This is a genomic window from Bacillus sp. FSL K6-1000, from assembly GCF_038630785.1.
GTDB lineage: Bacteria > Bacillota > Bacilli > Bacillales > Bacillaceae > Bacillus > Bacillus safensis.
Genome location: NZ_CP152042.1, coordinates 851,470 through 865,340 on the forward strand (window position 1 = coordinate 851,470; position 13,871 = coordinate 865,340).

At 40.9% G+C, this 13,871-nt stretch carries 19 protein-coding genes; 12 read left to right on the forward strand and 7 right to left on the reverse strand.

The genetic code is table 11. The features are described from left to right. The first annotated feature begins 11 nt into the window (after nucleotides 1-11). The 4 genes from MHI46_RS04180 to MHI46_RS04195 all read left to right on the forward strand — a co-directional run bounded on the left by MHI46_RS04180 (nucleotide 12) and on the right by MHI46_RS04195 (nucleotide 2,452). Nucleotides 12-515 (forward strand): hypothetical protein, encoded by a 504-nt coding sequence (locus MHI46_RS04180; RefSeq protein WP_342503132.1) that lies wholly within the window; start codon nucleotides 12-14, stop codon nucleotides 513-515. A 90-nt stretch (nucleotides 516-605) separates the two neighbouring features. After that, entirely contained in the window at nucleotides 606-1,631 is a 1,026-nt protein-coding gene (locus MHI46_RS04185; RefSeq protein WP_342503133.1) for a zinc-binding alcohol dehydrogenase family protein, read from the forward strand. Continuing rightward, complete coding sequence (locus MHI46_RS04190) at nucleotides 1,628-2,155, forward strand: YfiT family bacillithiol transferase (protein ID WP_106025895.1); 528 nt, start codon at nucleotides 1,628-1,630, stop codon at nucleotides 2,153-2,155. Before MHI46_RS04185 ends, MHI46_RS04190 begins: the two co-directional genes overlap by 4 nt. 12 nt (nucleotides 2,156-2,167) lie before the next feature. Continuing rightward, nucleotides 2,168-2,452 (forward strand): hypothetical protein, encoded by a 285-nt coding sequence (locus MHI46_RS04195; RefSeq protein ID WP_144490826.1) that lies wholly within the window; start codon nucleotides 2,168-2,170, stop codon nucleotides 2,450-2,452. Nucleotides 2,453-2,475: 23 nt separating this feature from the next. On the opposite strand, the gene MHI46_RS04200 is transcribed toward MHI46_RS04195, so the two are convergent. Further along, nucleotides 2,476-2,955, reverse strand: coding sequence for a MarR family transcriptional regulator (locus MHI46_RS04200; RefSeq protein ID WP_024425228.1), 480 nt, complete (start codon nucleotides 2,953-2,955; stop codon nucleotides 2,476-2,478). Nucleotides 2,956-3,124: 169 nt separating this feature from the next. On the opposite strand from MHI46_RS04200, the gene mprF reads away from it, so the two are divergent. From mprF to MHI46_RS04215, 3 genes are all read left to right on the forward strand, one after another. Further along, nucleotides 3,125-5,695: a bifunctional lysylphosphatidylglycerol flippase/synthetase MprF gene (gene mprF / locus MHI46_RS04205; RefSeq protein ID WP_039177250.1), complete on the forward strand. Its 2,571-nt coding sequence runs from the start codon at nucleotides 3,125-3,127 to the stop codon at nucleotides 5,693-5,695. Between the two features lie 92 nt (nucleotides 5,696-5,787). Further along, complete coding sequence (locus MHI46_RS04210; protein WP_039177253.1) at nucleotides 5,788-6,336, forward strand: thioredoxin family protein; 549 nt, start codon at nucleotides 5,788-5,790, stop codon at nucleotides 6,334-6,336. Nucleotides 6,337-6,669: 333 nt separating this feature from the next. Then, a complete protein-coding gene (locus MHI46_RS04215; protein ID WP_039177256.1) occupies nucleotides 6,670-7,137 on the forward strand; it encodes a DUF393 domain-containing protein in 468 nt (155 codons plus the stop codon). 36 nt (nucleotides 7,138-7,173) lie between these two features. On the opposite strand, the gene MHI46_RS04220 is transcribed toward MHI46_RS04215, so the two are convergent. Beyond that, nucleotides 7,174-8,430, reverse strand: a complete 1,257-nt coding sequence (locus MHI46_RS04220) for a transcriptional regulator (protein ID WP_039177258.1) — start codon at nucleotides 8,428-8,430, stop codon at nucleotides 7,174-7,176. 275 nt (nucleotides 8,431-8,705) lie between these two features. Here MHI46_RS04220 and MHI46_RS04225 point away from each other — a divergent pair, with 275 nt between their 5' ends. Continuing rightward, nucleotides 8,706-9,293: a nitroreductase gene (locus MHI46_RS04225; RefSeq protein WP_058837447.1), complete on the forward strand. Its 588-nt coding sequence runs from the start codon at nucleotides 8,706-8,708 to the stop codon at nucleotides 9,291-9,293. A gap of 38 nt (nucleotides 9,294-9,331) precedes the next feature. Here MHI46_RS04225 and MHI46_RS04230 read toward each other — a convergent pair whose 3' ends face one another. From MHI46_RS04230 to MHI46_RS04240, 3 genes are all read right to left on the reverse strand, one after another. Next, entirely contained in the window at nucleotides 9,332-9,487 is a 156-nt protein-coding gene (locus MHI46_RS04230) for a YfhD family protein (RefSeq protein WP_041087330.1), read from the reverse strand. Nucleotides 9,488-9,548: 61 nt separating this feature from the next. Then, a complete protein-coding gene (locus tag MHI46_RS04235) occupies nucleotides 9,549-9,659 on the reverse strand; it encodes a YfhE family protein (RefSeq protein WP_017358836.1) in 111 nt (36 codons plus the stop codon). A gap of 52 nt (nucleotides 9,660-9,711) precedes the next feature. After that, the gene (locus MHI46_RS04240) at nucleotides 9,712-10,608 is read right to left on the reverse strand and encodes a TIGR01777 family oxidoreductase (protein ID WP_041087332.1); all 897 of its coding nucleotides are present in this window, start codon (nucleotides 10,606-10,608) and stop codon (nucleotides 9,712-9,714) included. Between the two features lie 94 nt (nucleotides 10,609-10,702). On the opposite strand from MHI46_RS04240, the gene recX reads away from it, so the two are divergent. Together recX and MHI46_RS04250 are read left to right on the forward strand one after the other, a co-directional pair. Beyond that, nucleotides 10,703-11,494 (forward strand): recombination regulator RecX, encoded by a 792-nt coding sequence (gene recX, locus MHI46_RS04245; RefSeq protein WP_024425808.1) that lies wholly within the window; start codon nucleotides 10,703-10,705, stop codon nucleotides 11,492-11,494. A 3-nt stretch (nucleotides 11,495-11,497) separates the two neighbouring features. Beyond that, nucleotides 11,498-11,812, forward strand: a complete 315-nt coding sequence (locus MHI46_RS04250; protein WP_144495560.1) for a YfhH family protein — start codon at nucleotides 11,498-11,500, stop codon at nucleotides 11,810-11,812. A gap of 23 nt (nucleotides 11,813-11,835) precedes the next feature. Here the strand turns inward: MHI46_RS04250 and MHI46_RS04255 are convergent, their stop codons facing one another. Beyond that, the gene (locus tag MHI46_RS04255; protein ID WP_008360604.1) at nucleotides 11,836-12,009 is read right to left on the reverse strand and encodes a YpzG family protein; all 174 of its coding nucleotides are present in this window, start codon (nucleotides 12,007-12,009) and stop codon (nucleotides 11,836-11,838) included. Nucleotides 12,010-12,034: 25 nt separating this feature from the next. Next, entirely contained in the window at nucleotides 12,035-12,184 is a 150-nt protein-coding gene (locus tag MHI46_RS04260) for a small, acid-soluble spore protein K (protein WP_003217849.1), read from the reverse strand. Nucleotides 12,185-12,300: 116 nt separating this feature from the next. Between MHI46_RS04260 and MHI46_RS04265 the strand changes: the two genes are divergently transcribed. Both MHI46_RS04265 and MHI46_RS04270 read left to right on the forward strand, forming a co-directional pair. Beyond that, nucleotides 12,301-12,573 (forward strand): YfhJ family protein, encoded by a 273-nt coding sequence (locus MHI46_RS04265; protein WP_024425219.1) that lies wholly within the window; start codon nucleotides 12,301-12,303, stop codon nucleotides 12,571-12,573. Between the two features lie 300 nt (nucleotides 12,574-12,873). Further along, nucleotides 12,874-13,857, forward strand: coding sequence for a glycosyltransferase family 2 protein (locus tag MHI46_RS04270; protein WP_024425218.1), 984 nt, complete (start codon nucleotides 12,874-12,876; stop codon nucleotides 13,855-13,857). Nucleotides 13,858-13,871: the final 14 nt, after the last annotated feature.

Consider the following 13,871-nt stretch of genomic DNA (forward strand, 5'->3'; position numbering starts at 1 on the left):
AGGTGAAACAGATGAAAACATCCATAGAAAAAGACCTATTTCTCTTATCAATCAGACACGCATTGATTGCCTGTTATTTTTTAGTGCTTCCGTTCGTTGCACAAGTCCTTTATACCCCATCACCTTTATTGCTCGTCCTCATCGCTCTTTTTATGATTCATAACCTAACAGAAAGTATTATTTGGTTCTACAAATCGAGAAGGATCAGAAAGCACCAGTCTGGTGATCTATCAAAACGCGGGCATGTCTTTAGCCAGCTCGTGCAAAGAGTTGAACAGCTCCTCATCGTCGGTTTTGTGATTCTTTTGATCAATGAATGGATACAGGGAAGAGTAGATCTAACTACTCTCTCATTCACTCTATTTCTATTGATCATCATTTTCCTTCAGCACATTCAGTTTTACTACGTTCAGCTATTTTTTAAATCCAACAGCTGGTTCACTTATGTTCCTTCTTTGCAAAAGGCACGTCTTTCATACATGGCGAGAGAGCGAAAGGCCCTGAAGAGGTCATAAATGTGCCATCACTCGTTTGACCCAGCCATAAACATCAGAAAATTATGATAAAATGTGGAAAGAAAGAATGGAGAAAGGGAGTGCGAGCGAGTGAAAGCAGTTGGACTATTGGAGTATTTACCGATTGAGCATGAGCAAAGCCTGATGGATCAAGAGGTTGAAAAGCCTAAAGCGTCTGGCAGGGATGTACTGGTGAAGATAGAGGCTGTGTCCGTAAATCCAGTTGATACAAAGGTGAGATCACCGAAGGATCAGAAGGAAGAAAAACTGAAAATTCTTGGCTATGATGCAAGCGGTACAGTTGTTGAAGTGGGCGAAGCGTGTACATTATTTCAGCCAGGCGATCACGTTTACTATGCGGGAGATATTACGCGTCAAGGCTCGAATAGTGAATACCAGCTTGTGGATGAGCGTATTGTGGCGAAAAAGCCAGCTAATCTATCCTTTGCAGAAGCAGCCGCGATGCCCCTTACAACAATCACGGCTTATGAGGCTTTATTTGACCGGATGCATATGAAGCGGAATGCAGAAGGCTCAACCTTGCTGATCATTGGTGGTGCAGGCGGGGTTGGTTCAATTGCCATTCAACTAGCCAAATTAGCGAAGGCAACTGTGATCGCAACCGCATCAAGACCAGAAACAAAAGAGTGGTGTCTGTCATTAGGTGCCGATCATATCATCGATCATCATCAGCCGCTTCTCGCGCAGCTCGAGGAAAAAGGAATCGGCGAAGTGGATTTTATTTTATGCTTAAATGATACAGATGGACATTTCAAAGGCATGGCAGAAGCCATCAAACCGCAAGGCACGATCTGTACCATTGTCGAGAACAAGCACAACCTAGACGTTCAATTACTCAAAAATAAAAGTGCGGCATTTGTATGGGAATTCATGTTCACACGTCCTATGTATGAAACAGCGGACATGATCAAACAGCATGAGCTTTTGACAGAGGCGAGTGAGTTATTTGAGCAAGGAAAAATAACGCATACCTTAACAAAGGTTCTCAGTCCGATCAATGCTGCTAACTTGAAGAAGGCACATCAAACACTTGAGCAAGGAAAGATGATTGGAAAATTTGTGCTTGAAGGATTTGAGAGAGGAGAGAACGTATGACGTCATTACAATATCCGATTGGCTTATATGAACCGGTAGAAACAAAAACGAGAGCACAGCTGGAAGCATGGATTGATGAGCTGGCTGCAATCCCTGAAGAGTATGAAGCGGTGACTGCACCGTTGACAGATGCACAGCTTGATACACCTTATCGGCCGGGAGGATGGACTGTTCGTCAGCTCATTCACCACGTAGCAGACAGCCATCTAAATGCATACTTACGATTCAAACTTGCTCTCACAGAAGATACACCGGACATACGTCCATATGATCAGGAGGGATTTGCCTCACTTCCTGACAGCAAGGCTCCCATCAGTTTATCCCTGCCTTTGATCAGCAGTCTACATCGCAGGTGGGTCACTTTACTGCGGGGAATGTCAGAGGAAGACTTCAACGCTTCTTATTATCACCCTGCCGATCAACAAACAGTGTCCTTATATGATGCAACGGGAATGTACGTCTGGCATTCAAAGCATCACCTTGCCCATATTACGGATTTAATCAAAAGAAATCATTGGAAGTAAAGGAGTAAACGCATGTCTGGAAGAAGAATTGTCGGCGCCATGTTTATCTGTATGGCGGCATTGTTTTATATAGCGAAATATGTTCTTTTTGAGATTCATTTTTTTAGAACGAGCTTTGATGATGAGGTCAGTAAATTTCAGCTTCTTGAAGAAGTGCTTCCTGGCGGTACGTGGATCAGTATCCTTTTTCTCATCATCGGCTTAGCCTATCTTTTATGGGATGATAGGGAAGTCATTCGTAAAAATCTTTTCACCCCAGATCGACAAGAAGAAACAAAAAAGACGGACCCCAAGTGACCGTCTTTTTTCCTTTTCTTTTGTTAGCCGCGTTCAGGACGCAGTGCTTTTTCTAAGATAGCAAGGCCTTCATTGACTTTTTCTTTTTCCTCGTCATTGAGCCGTTGCAGGGAATTTTTGATTTTTTCGTGTCCTTTTTGATAAATACTTCTGAAAATATTTTTCGCTTCCTCTGTCAGCTCTACGACAATGATTCTCCGGTCACGCTCAGAGTGCTTTCGCACGACAAAGTTAGACTGTTCTAACCGGTCAAGCAGACCTGTCATATTGGACAAAGAAGCGCCCATTTTTTCAGCGATTTCGGATACTTTGAGAGAGCCATGGTTATTGAGCAGCATGAGCACCTTCATTTGAGGCATACTCATATCAAGCTTCATCCATTCAGAAACATCTCCAAGACCTGCAGCTGTGAGCACTTTCATATAAAGAACCCATGTCTTTTTTTCCTCTGGAGATAGAATCTCTTCTTTTAATACGGTGGTGTCATGAATATTATATTCCACGCTTGTTCACTTCCTTTAAGCGGCTCTTTTTCTTTATATTACTGATTTTTACTTCTAATTGAAAGGTTCGTCAAGCTTTTGAATGTTAAACTGCATGAATCAAGTGGTATTTGTTGTATAATAATGTTCAGTTGAAATAATTGAAGCAACCTAGAAAGTTGGGAAAAACATGTGGAACAAAAAAACGGGTATGACGATCTTAAAAATGCTTTTTCCGATCGTGATTATCCTTGTCTTGATCTTTGTCGCGAAGCAGGAGCTAAGCGGACTTTCCATTAAAAAGACGTTTTATATTATTGACAGCTTGAACCGAATGGACTTGTTTATTCTTGTCTTTCTTGGACTAGTCGCGGTTTTATCGATGTCCTTATATGATTTTATTTTACGAAAAAGCCTTAATATGCCGATCAGCGGCTGGAAAACGATTCGCATTTCCTGGATTGCAAACTCCTTTAACAGTGTTCTTGGATTTGGCGGTCTATCAGGAGCAGGGCTTAGAACGCTTCTCTATAAGGAGTACATAACAGATACGAAAAAACTGCTGAAAGGCATTGCCCTTTTGACTTCCTCTGTCCTTTTGGGCTTATCTATTTTCAGTGATCTGATCTTGGTCAGGGTGCTTCCTGTTGAAAGTATTATCAGCCAGGAGCCGTGGCTATGGGCATTTGTCATTATCTTTGCCTGTATTGTACCGATATATATCGTCATGGCTTCCATTCGAAAAAGCTCGATTGAGAGCGGTGAAAATGGACTAAAGCATCCGATTTACGCTTATATCGGTGCATCGTTTTTAGAATGGCTGGCAGCTGGACTTGTTATGTATATGGCTGTCGTCTCTATGGGAATGAATGTCGATGTCCGAATTGTATTAGGTGTATTTGCGATAGCATCAATTGGCGGTTTAATCAGTATGGTTCCGGGCGGATTTGGCTCGTTTGACCTCATCTTTTTACTGAGCATGCAGTACATTGGTTTTGATAAAGAGATGGTTCTGACGGCGCTCGTCTTGTATCGCTTCGTGTACTCAATCTTCCCGTTTATCCTAGGGCTTTGTCTAGCTGCTTACGATTTAACGGGCACGACGCTTAGACGTCTTGAAGGCAATCCGAAAATGGCACCTGCCATTGAAACAACGAACGTCTTAATTGTTTTGCACCGTGCTTTATTAATCCGGTTATTGTACGGATCTTTATCGATTTTAACCTTTGGAAGCGGCTTGCTCATCATGGCATCTGTTGTGCTTCCAGTCGATCGATTAGGTGTGATTACCAGCATTCCGCGCTTTCTTTTATCAGGATTTAATGGTCTTTCCTTAATGTTCGGAATCATTCTGATGATTTTGTCCATTGAAGTGTATAAAAGAACGAAAAGATCGTACGTGCTGACAATGATCTCCTTAGCAGGCGGTTTTGTGTTTACTTTGTTAAAGGGGTTTAACCTCAGTCTGATCTTTATTTTGCCAGTCATCATGGCTGTGTTTTTCTCTCTTCGAAATCAATTTGTGAAGCAGCAGGCACCTTATTCTTTGAATCAGTTTGTGGCGGCTGCCGCTGGATATTTATTCGTGCTCTTTAACTATAATGTCATTGGCAACTATATTTGGACAAAAATAGGGCATTTCTTGAGTAAGGATTATCTCGTTCACAATGAACGGCATATCACGATGACAAGCATGATTGCTCTCATCGGTGTCCCGCTTTTCTTCTTCATTAGTAAATTGATTTTTAATAAGAAAGCATTTCCGATTGGAGAAAAAGCAGATGAGGAAAAATTAAAAACGTTTTTAGAAGAAAAGGGCGGAAATGCCCTCAGTCATCTTGGCTTTTTAGGCGACAAAAAACTATTTTTCTCAAGTGATGGAGAAGCGATGCTTCAGTTTGGACGAATTGGGCGCTGCGTCATTGTGCTCGGAGATCCATCTGGACGTGAGGCGTCTTATCCGCTTGTACTTGAAGAGTTTTTACAGGAGACAGAAAAAGCCGGCTACCGCGTCGCTTTTTATCAAGTAGAACGAGAAGGGATGGCTCTTTATCATGACTTAGGCTTTCACTTCTTTAAGCTTGGGGAAGAAGCCATGGTCGATTTAGAAACGTTTACTCTGTCAGGTAAGAAAAAATCAAATTTACGAGCTGTGGCGAATAAATTTGAACGAGAAGGCTACACCTTTGAAATGCTGGAACCTCCCTTTTCAAATGAGTTGATCTCAACTTTAAAACAAATCTCTGACAGCTGGCTCGGAAAGAAGAAAGAAAAAGGATTTTCGCTCGGTTATTTTCAAGAAGACTATCTTCAAAAAGCACCGATTGCGATTCTAAAGGATGAACAAGGGCAAATTATTTCCTTTGTATCATTAATGCCGATGTATCAAGAAGGGGAGATTTCCATCGATTTAATGCGTCATATGCATGATGCACCGAACGGGATGATGGATGCGCTGTTTATCCACCTGTTTCAATGGGCGAAAGAAAAAGGCTATAAATCGTTTAACATGGGAATGGCACCTTTATCGAATGTGGGGACGTTCCATCAGTCCTTTCTCACGGAGCGTTTGGCGAGTGTTATTTTCAATAATGTCAGATATATGTACAGCTTCAGCGGTTTACGGTCGTTTAAACAGAAGTATAAGCCTGAATGGCGCGGGAAATATTTAGCGTATAAAAAAAATACGTCACTGCCTGTCACAATGGTGCTTGTCACCAAGCTGATTGGGACGGACCCAAATCGAAATCGGCGTCGATAAACCAAAAGACCTTTACCTTTCACTAGGTGAAGGTTTTTTTAGACAAAAGAATAGCAAAAGTGGTAAAGTTGAAGGGTAAGGGGGATGTTCATATGACATTAAATGAATGGTTTACAAAGGGATTAGCTGAACGTACATATGTACACAACATGGAGAAAAACCGGGAAAATCTACTCACGGTGTACAACCAGTACGCAATTCATCAAAAAGAAAAAGAGCTGCTTCAAAAGCTGCAAAAGAAAAAGCTCAGAGCACTTGTCATCACAGCGGATTGGTGCGGGGATGCAATGGTCAATGTCCCGATTTTCATGCGTATTGCAAATGAAGCACTCATTGATGCGCGCTATTTCATTCGGGATGAGAATCTAGACCTGATGGATCAGTATTTAACGAACGGGACCGCAAGATCGATTCCGATTATCGTCATCATTGATCAGGACGGAAATGAAGTGGGGAAATGGGGACCTCGCTCAGCAGAAGCACAGCGCTTTGTGGACGAGAAAAAACCGGACAAAGATGCACCTGATTATGAAGAAGCTTTTCAAGTATTTGCGAAAGAAGCCGCACATCACTATACGACAGACCGTTACTTATGGAAAGATATTGAGAAAGAAATAGTAGAAGTTTTGGCAAAAATATAAACCAAAAGACTACTTCGCCGCAATGGGAAGTAGTCTTTTTTTATCTTGTTTTTGCGTTTTACCTACAAAACCACCGCATAAAGGTGTAGAAAACCGCAGAATTCTATCAAATACCGCAGAAAACCGCAAAGCACCACGATTTTCCCAACCACTTTTAGTTGAAAAACCTCATATATGCCATGAAATCAATGATTTTGCCCTTATCCAAAGGCTCATATAACGCACAAGGGTTGGCTTTTTCCCAATACAAGAGGCCCAGCAACTATAGTAATCTAGTTGTAATCTCCTTTGAACGAACTAAAAAAATGACAGAAAAGGACAGGCGATCAATTTATGAAAAAAATCATTTATCTCGATCAAGAAAAAAAGAAGCTCGCTGAATCGAAAAAAAGAGAACAGCGTTCCATCAAATCACTGAGACTGCTTGTGTTTTATGATGGACAAAGTCCTTCATGTGCAAAAATGATTGATTTGTTAAAATCACTCGATTGGAAAAATCGGATTCACTTTGAATCCTTTAGACACTCGCAGCTGCTCAGGCTGAATAAAATCAGTGAAGAGAAGGCGGAAAAACGAATCGTGTCTATTTCCCTAGCCAAAAATCAAAAGAATTCAGGGATCTATACTTGGCTGCGTATGGCTTGCCATATCCCTGCATTATGGGGAACGGTCCCATTCATCATGCTCAGTATTTGGCTTGGCTTTGGACAGCATGCGTACGATTTTTTTGCAAAAAGACGGTATATTCATTCTGTCAAACGGATGAACCATCATGACACAGATCAGCAAAAGACTATTTAATAAATAGAAAAAGCATGACCTTCGATCGGCAGAAGGTCATGCTTTTTTGTAATAGGGAAGATATACTGTTAAATGATCTAGCAGCTTCTTTGTGTAGAACTTATAGGCCTGATCATCAAGCTCAGCACCTGCATAGGTAAGCAAGGTTCTAAGCGCAAACAAATATTCACTGTGCAGCTCATTGTGTTCAAAGTAAGGAAGGGCTGCTTCGATCAAATAGGTTTTCAAATCAAGAGGATTTTCCTCAATCATCAATTTATAGATTTTGATCATATATAAACAGTTTGGCTGAATACGAGGCTGTTTTAACAGCTCATGTATGTAGGGAAGTGCCTTTTTGCGGTCATATTCAGCATATAGTGTCGCAATTTCATATAGCGTTTCACAGTAACGGTCTTCTATCTGTTCTTGATTAAAGTAATTGAGTGAATCTAGTAAATAAGGCACAGCTGAAGAGAAATCACCTTCACGTTTTAAGAGCACCCCGTAATAAAAATATGCGGACATTTTAATATAGGCATCAGGGTAAAGGGAAGTGTGCAAAATCACTTCCTTTATATATTTCTTCGCAGTTTGATAGGCTTTTAGTTCAAGTGAGATCACGCCGTGAATAAGTGTACAGTGAATAATCCGCTTGAAATTGTTCTTTTGTCTATATAAATCCATCGCTTGATGTGTCGCTTCAAGCGCGTCACCGAGCTGTCCCATGTTTCCGAGTGCTTTTGCATAGTGATAATACAAATCACTTTGTTCAACTGAGGCGTAGGAAAAGCAGCTTTCAAGCTTTTTCAGCCCATCCTCAAGCTGACCAATTTTAATTTGATGAATACCGTCTAGATATTCAAAAATTTCTTTTTCCGTTTCAATAAACGTTTTTTCGAATTTTTTGAGCACGCGGTGTGTTTTTAAGGCAAGCGGCTGTTTTTCCGTTAATAAATAAAATTGAAATAAAGACAAATGATACTGTATGCCTAAATCCAGTGAAAAGAACTGCTCCTCGTGCTGAATGATCATTTCTGCATTTTGTTCAGCCTGATCGAGAGCATAGAAGTACATATTCATTTGAAACTCATCCAAAAGTGATAGCAGATGACGCGCCTTTTGTGACAGCTTTTCTTGGCTGATACCAAGCCGTTCAAGCAGCAGATTGATCGTATCTTGATTGGCCTCCTTTGAGCCATTTTCAATTTTACTTAAATGAGAGACAGAACAAATTCCTTCTGCCAATTCAGATTGGGTCATATTTTGTTTATAACGATAGAGTTTAATGATTTGTCCAATATTAATTTTCATTCCATCCAGAAGCCTCCCTTCCAATCATGGTTGAAAGCCTTTTGACAAAAAAACTGAATCAGACAAAATGGGAATACTTGAAAATCATTTCATCATCTTGGCTTTTTTCTCAAAATTTGTTTAAAACGTAATATGATTGTAACATTACTTGAAAAAGTCAAACAACTATTTAGCAGACGGGGAGGAGAGATACTTGATTTGCAACTGCACGCGATGATGTTTATAATGTGAATGAGAATCAATTTCAATTAAGGTTGATTGAGAGGATGACATATATGCCAGAAACGAAACAACAAACAGACGCGTTAACGGTTCGAGACGCTGTCAGATATAGACGATCGATTCGCAAATTCAAAGACACACCGGTGACGATTGAACAGCTTCAGCCGCTATTAGAGGATGCAGTCTATGCACCAAACCATAAAATCACGGAGCCGTGGCGCTTTTTATATGCGGTGACGGATGAAGCCAAAGCCACTTTTGTAGAGCGCTTCATTGCGTTCTTTCAGCGCAACAACCCAGATGCAAAAGAAGAAAAGATCAATCAATACAGAGATTACTTTTCTAAGGTCCCAGCGCTTTTACTTGTCGTACTAAAAGAAGACGAGAACCCTGTGGTGAGAAATGATGATTTTGCCGCCGTGAGCGCGCTCATTCAAAATCTCCAGCTGCTTGCATGGGATCAAGGAATCGGTATGGTATGGAAGAGCGGACGTATTTTATACGATAAAGGCTTTCAACAAGACATGGGATTAAAGGAAAACGAACGGTTTGCTGCGATCCTTCATATAGGTTATCCAGAAGAGGTGCCTGAGGAAAAATCACGCCAGAAAGCATCAAGTCTTCTTACTGAAATCAAATAAAAGAAAAGCAGACCGCTGAATAAGGTCTGCTTTTTTACTTATTGTTTTTTGGCGCGCTGATCGGCTGCTTTCATACGTGCCATTGCTTTTAAGTCATTCGGATCTGCAAGTTCTTTGGAAAATTCAACATATTCGCCATCCGTCTCTTGTGCTGCGAGCTCGTGGTTGGATTTTTTGTGTTGGTCTTTTTTCAAAGCCTTTCCCTCCTTTACAAGATCACTTTAGTTATGTGCTTGTTGGAGGGGAATATCCGTCTTATTTGTTTCTTTTTTCTGCTGCTCTTTCCGCTTTTTTGAATTCCTGCTGATACAGGACTTCCTGAGTTTTTTTCAGCTTTGAAGTTGGCTGGTGTTCTTTTTTCTTCATCAAAATCGCCCCCTCATATCATTTCTAATAGGATGGGTGTTTTTGACAACATTTATTCCTTAGAATGCAAAATCGCTTCTTTTAGTTCAGGGTGCAAAAAGTCATAAGAAGAGAGCAGTGCTTTTTTTGGCAGAGCACGCTGGCCTTCTAAAACAAGCAATGACATTTCACCGAGTGCCGTTTTGATCACAAACGATGGCACCTTCAGCCAATGGGGACGGTGAAGGGCAGAAGCAATGGTTTGTCCAAGCTGTTTCATTTGAACAGGATTCGGTGATGTCACATTGAGCGGGCCTGAGAGGTCGTCATTATGAATCGCATAGGCAATGAGATGTGCTACATCCTCAACATGCACCCATGAAACCCATTGCGAGCCAGCGCCAATTGTCCCGCCGGCAAACAGCTTGTAAGGAAGTGTCATCAGCGGCAGTGTGCCTTTTTCTCCTAACACGACGCCAAAGCGTGTGTAGACCGTACGAATGCCGAGGGCTTCAATCTTTTGCCCCTCAGCCTCCCAAAGTTTTGATGTATGACTTAAGAAATCAGTATCTGCAGGAGGTGACTCCTCCGTAAAATCTCCTGTTTGAGATGTGCCATAAATCCCGACAGCACTTGCTTGAATCAGCACAGATGGTTTTGATTCCTGCGCTTCTATAATGCGTCTTACCTCTTGTGTTGATTTGAGACGGCTGGAGAGGATGCCTTCTTTTGCCTTGTCTGTCCAGCGTGTGAAAATGGATTTTCCAGCAAGGTTAATCCATACATCGATGGCAGGCAATTCATGCTCAGGCGCAGCACCTTCGGTCAGCCACTGCACATAATGTAAATGATTTTGTTCGGATTCCTTTGGATTTCTTGTTAAAATATATAGATGATGTCCCTCAGCAGCGAGGACTTTTGTAACATGCTGGCCGATAAAACCGGTTCCTCCGGTAATGGCGATATTCAATTGACATCTCTCCTCTCATATACATACCTATATCTTTCACGATTTTGAATCAGAAGAAACATCCTGACTGTTTTGGAAAAGGAGTGATCACAGGATGCCCTATATTACAAAAATTTCTGCTCAGAAAAACAATACAGAGCGGGTCAACATCTTTCTTGATGAAAAGTACGCCTTTAGTGTTGATTTAGATGTGCTCGTCCAGCACGATTTGAAAAAAGGCAAAGAGCTGGACGAAGCAGATATCATTGAGATTCAATTCGGTGATTCGGTGAAAAAAGGATTTCAGCAGGCCGTTGATTATTTATCCTACCGTATGAGATCAGTGAAAGAAGTCACCGATTATTTAACGAAAAAAGAAATCCCGGCACCTGCTATTAGTGAAATTATACACAAATTAAAGCATTATAAGTATGTAAATGATCTTGAATTTGCAGAAGCCTATGTCAGCACCCACCGCAAAACGAACAGCAAAGGACCGTCCGTCCTAAAAAAAGAATTGAAGCTCAAAGGCATAGACGATGACACGATTGAACAGGCGCTATCGCAATACCCTGATGACTTACAGCTCGAAGAAGCTGTAAAGCAGGTTCTCAAGCTTGTTAAAAAAGAAAAAAATCGTTCTGCAAAAGAGATCGAGCAGCGCATTAAGCTGCAGCTGCAGCGAAAGGGATTTTCGTTTGAGATCATTGATAAAGCCCTTCAAGAAGCCTATGATGGACAAGAAGAGGAAAAGGAAGAAGAAGCCCTCCTATATATGCTGGAGAAGGCAAAACGTAAGGTAGGATACGACGGATCATTTGAAAAGAAGATGAAAGTGAAGCAATTTTTATTCAGAAAAGGCTTTGATCTCGATACAATTGATCACGTTTTAGACAAAGGGGAATGACAGATGGAAAAACGCTATAGTGAAATGACAGAATACGAATTGAAGCAGGAAATTGCCGCCCTTTCTGAAAAAGCACGAAAGGCTGAGCAGCTTGGCATTGTGAATGAATACGCAGTTTTAGAACGAAAAATCGATATGGCGAAAGCCTATTTATTAGATCCAGCCTTGATTCAAACGAAAACGACTTATCAAATCAAAGACACAGAAGAAGAGTTTTATGTGGAATATTTAAATGGTGTGTTTGCGTGGGGATACAGAGTATCGGCTCCAAATAATGAAGATGCCCTGCCGATTTCAATGCTGACGCAAAAGGACTGATCCCAAGAGATCAGTCCTTTTCTTTACTTCGAACGTTGTTTACGGACGTTGTTCTGAAGTACGATGTCGTGCTGCGTTTGCTGCGTTTCTCCGTTGACCTGAGAGGCAGAATGCTTTGCATTTGCCCATGGTTGAGGGTAAGCGGTTGTCCTTAATTGAACAAAGTCTGCCATATACGATTTCCCATTTGAACTCATATCTCAAGCACTCCCTTTGGAAAAATTAGCGTTTCCCTGATGCCCTCATACGTTCCTGTGGACGTGTATTCGTTTCACCATTCGGCCGTTTAGACGCATAAGCATCTGTAGCGCCTGGTTCGCCTTCAAACTTGTGATTTACCTGATTTGGAAAGCCTTTTGCTTTATTACGCATATCGATTCCCTCCAAACAATACAAATCATTTGCGTCTTTTGAAGACGTAAGGGTAGTATATGAAAAAAGAAGTTTTTTTAAAAAGGCACTTTCTGCTAGATGAAGGAGGAACAAGCATGGAACAATACTTTGAGCGATTAACAGAACAACTTATGGAAAAAAACAATATGCTGACATATGACGAAGCACGTACATGGGTAGAGCTGCTTTGGAGTGATTTTGAAACGACTTATGCAAAGGCTGGCCGCAAGTATAAAGGACAGGAAACAACAGAACGAATTGTCCAAGAGTGGATCGAGAGCTATGGCGCGCAGCTTCATTTATTTCAAAATAAACAATCAAAGGCAAACGAGCATCTGCAACAAAACAATCGAGGGCTGCTTCACTAAAAAGGCTGCCCTTTCACTTCCATTCATCTTTTTCAATAAATAGGAAAATATACAAATGAACAAATAACTTTATGAAACAATACCCAGTCTGTGATCGAAATTACAGGCTTTTTACAATGATTAAACTTAAAATTACATTAAATTCATCCTGCTGAAAATCACTGGAAATAAAACTCTGATATAATGAAACGATTAAAGAGACATGTAATTTATGGATAATAAAAAAGGGTTTCGTTTTCTGACAAAAAAGGAATAATGAACATATCAGACTATGTGAAAAAAGTGAAGAGAAGGTGCGATATGGAACGGGAATTGCTCTCTGTGATAATTCCTTCTTACAATGAAGGTGAAAACATCAGACGAATCTTTGAGGCACTCGAGGAAGAGTTTCGCGATTTTCATTATGACTTTGAAATCATCTTTGTGAATGATGGAAGCAAAGACAATACGCTTCAATACATGAGAGAGCTCTCTCGCAAAAGTGCAAAGGTCAAATATATATCCTTTTCGCGTAACTTTGGAAAGGAAGCCGCTATTTTGGCAGGTCTTGAACATGCAAAAGGAGCAGCTGCGATTATTATGGACGCCGATCTGCAGCACCCGACGTATTTAATTCAGGACTTTGTCAGAGGGTATGAAGAAGGCTACCATCAAGTCATTGCCAAACGGAATCGTAAAGGTGACAGCAAGCTGCGCTCTTACCTGTCATCCATGTACTATAAGGTGATGAACAAGGTAGTAGAAGTGGACTTGCGTGATGGCGTCGGGGATTTCCGTTTAATTTCACGCCAAGCCATCGATGCACTGCTTCAGCTGAAAGAGGGAAATCGTTTTTCGAAAGGGCTTTTTTGCTGGATTGGGTTTGAAGAAAAGGTCATCTATTATGAAAATGTAGAAAGACAGCATGGTGATACAAAATGGTCACTGAAAAAATTATTTAACTATGGCATAGATGGCGTCATTTCTTTTAACAACCGCCCGCTGCGAATTTGTTTTTATACTGGCATACTGATCTTATTTCTCTCATTGATTTACATCGTGGCCACCTTTATTCAAATCGTCAGAACGGGCATTATGGTGCCGGGTTATTTTACTTTAATATCGGCTGTGCTGTTCCTCGGAGGTGTCCAGCTTTTGAGTCTAGGCGTGATTGGAGAATATATTGGCCGTATCTATTATGAAACGAAAAAGAGGCCGCATTATTTAATCCAGGAATCAAATGTGATGGAACAAGAGACAAGCTCAAAGGAACAAGACCGAGTGTTAACGCAGTTATTTAAATAACGTGGAGTCAAATA

Excerpts from the sequence above, each read along its gene's own strand:
- MHI46_RS04180 (WP_342503132.1), top strand. The coding sequence starts at position 12 with ATGAAAACATCCATAGAAAAAGACCTATTTCTCTTATCAATCAGACAC.
- MHI46_RS04190 (WP_106025895.1), top strand. The coding sequence starts at position 1,628 with ATGACGTCATTACAATATCCGATTGGCTTATATGAACCGGTAGAAACA.
- MHI46_RS04195 (WP_144490826.1), top strand. The coding sequence starts at position 2,168 with ATGTCTGGAAGAAGAATTGTCGGCGCCATGTTTATCTGTATGGCGGCA.
- mprF (WP_039177250.1), top strand. The coding sequence starts at position 3,125 with ATGTGGAACAAAAAAACGGGTATGACGATCTTAAAAATGCTTTTTCCG.
- MHI46_RS04210 (WP_039177253.1), top strand. The coding sequence starts at position 5,788 with ATGACATTAAATGAATGGTTTACAAAGGGATTAGCTGAACGTACATAT.
- MHI46_RS04215 (WP_039177256.1), top strand. The coding sequence starts at position 6,670 with ATGAAAAAAATCATTTATCTCGATCAAGAAAAAAAGAAGCTCGCTGAA.
- MHI46_RS04220 (WP_039177258.1), bottom strand. The coding sequence starts at position 8,430 with ATGAAAATTAATATTGGACAAATCATTAAACTCTATCGTTATAAACAA.
- MHI46_RS04225 (WP_058837447.1), top strand. The coding sequence starts at position 8,706 with ATGCCAGAAACGAAACAACAAACAGACGCGTTAACGGTTCGAGACGCT.
- MHI46_RS04235 (WP_017358836.1), bottom strand. The coding sequence starts at position 9,659 with ATGAAGAAAAAAGAACACCAGCCAACTTCAAAGCTGAAAAAAACTCAG.
- recX (WP_024425808.1), top strand. The coding sequence starts at position 10,703 with ATGCCCTATATTACAAAAATTTCTGCTCAGAAAAACAATACAGAGCGG.
- MHI46_RS04250 (WP_144495560.1), top strand. The coding sequence starts at position 11,498 with ATGGAAAAACGCTATAGTGAAATGACAGAATACGAATTGAAGCAGGAA.
- MHI46_RS04255 (WP_008360604.1), bottom strand. The coding sequence starts at position 12,009 with ATGAGTTCAAATGGGAAATCGTATATGGCAGACTTTGTTCAATTAAGG.
- MHI46_RS04260 (WP_003217849.1), bottom strand. The coding sequence starts at position 12,184 with ATGCGTAATAAAGCAAAAGGCTTTCCAAATCAGGTAAATCACAAGTTT.
- MHI46_RS04265 (WP_024425219.1), top strand. The coding sequence starts at position 12,301 with ATGGAACAATACTTTGAGCGATTAACAGAACAACTTATGGAAAAAAAC.
- MHI46_RS04270 (WP_024425218.1), top strand. The coding sequence starts at position 12,874 with ATGGAACGGGAATTGCTCTCTGTGATAATTCCTTCTTACAATGAAGGT.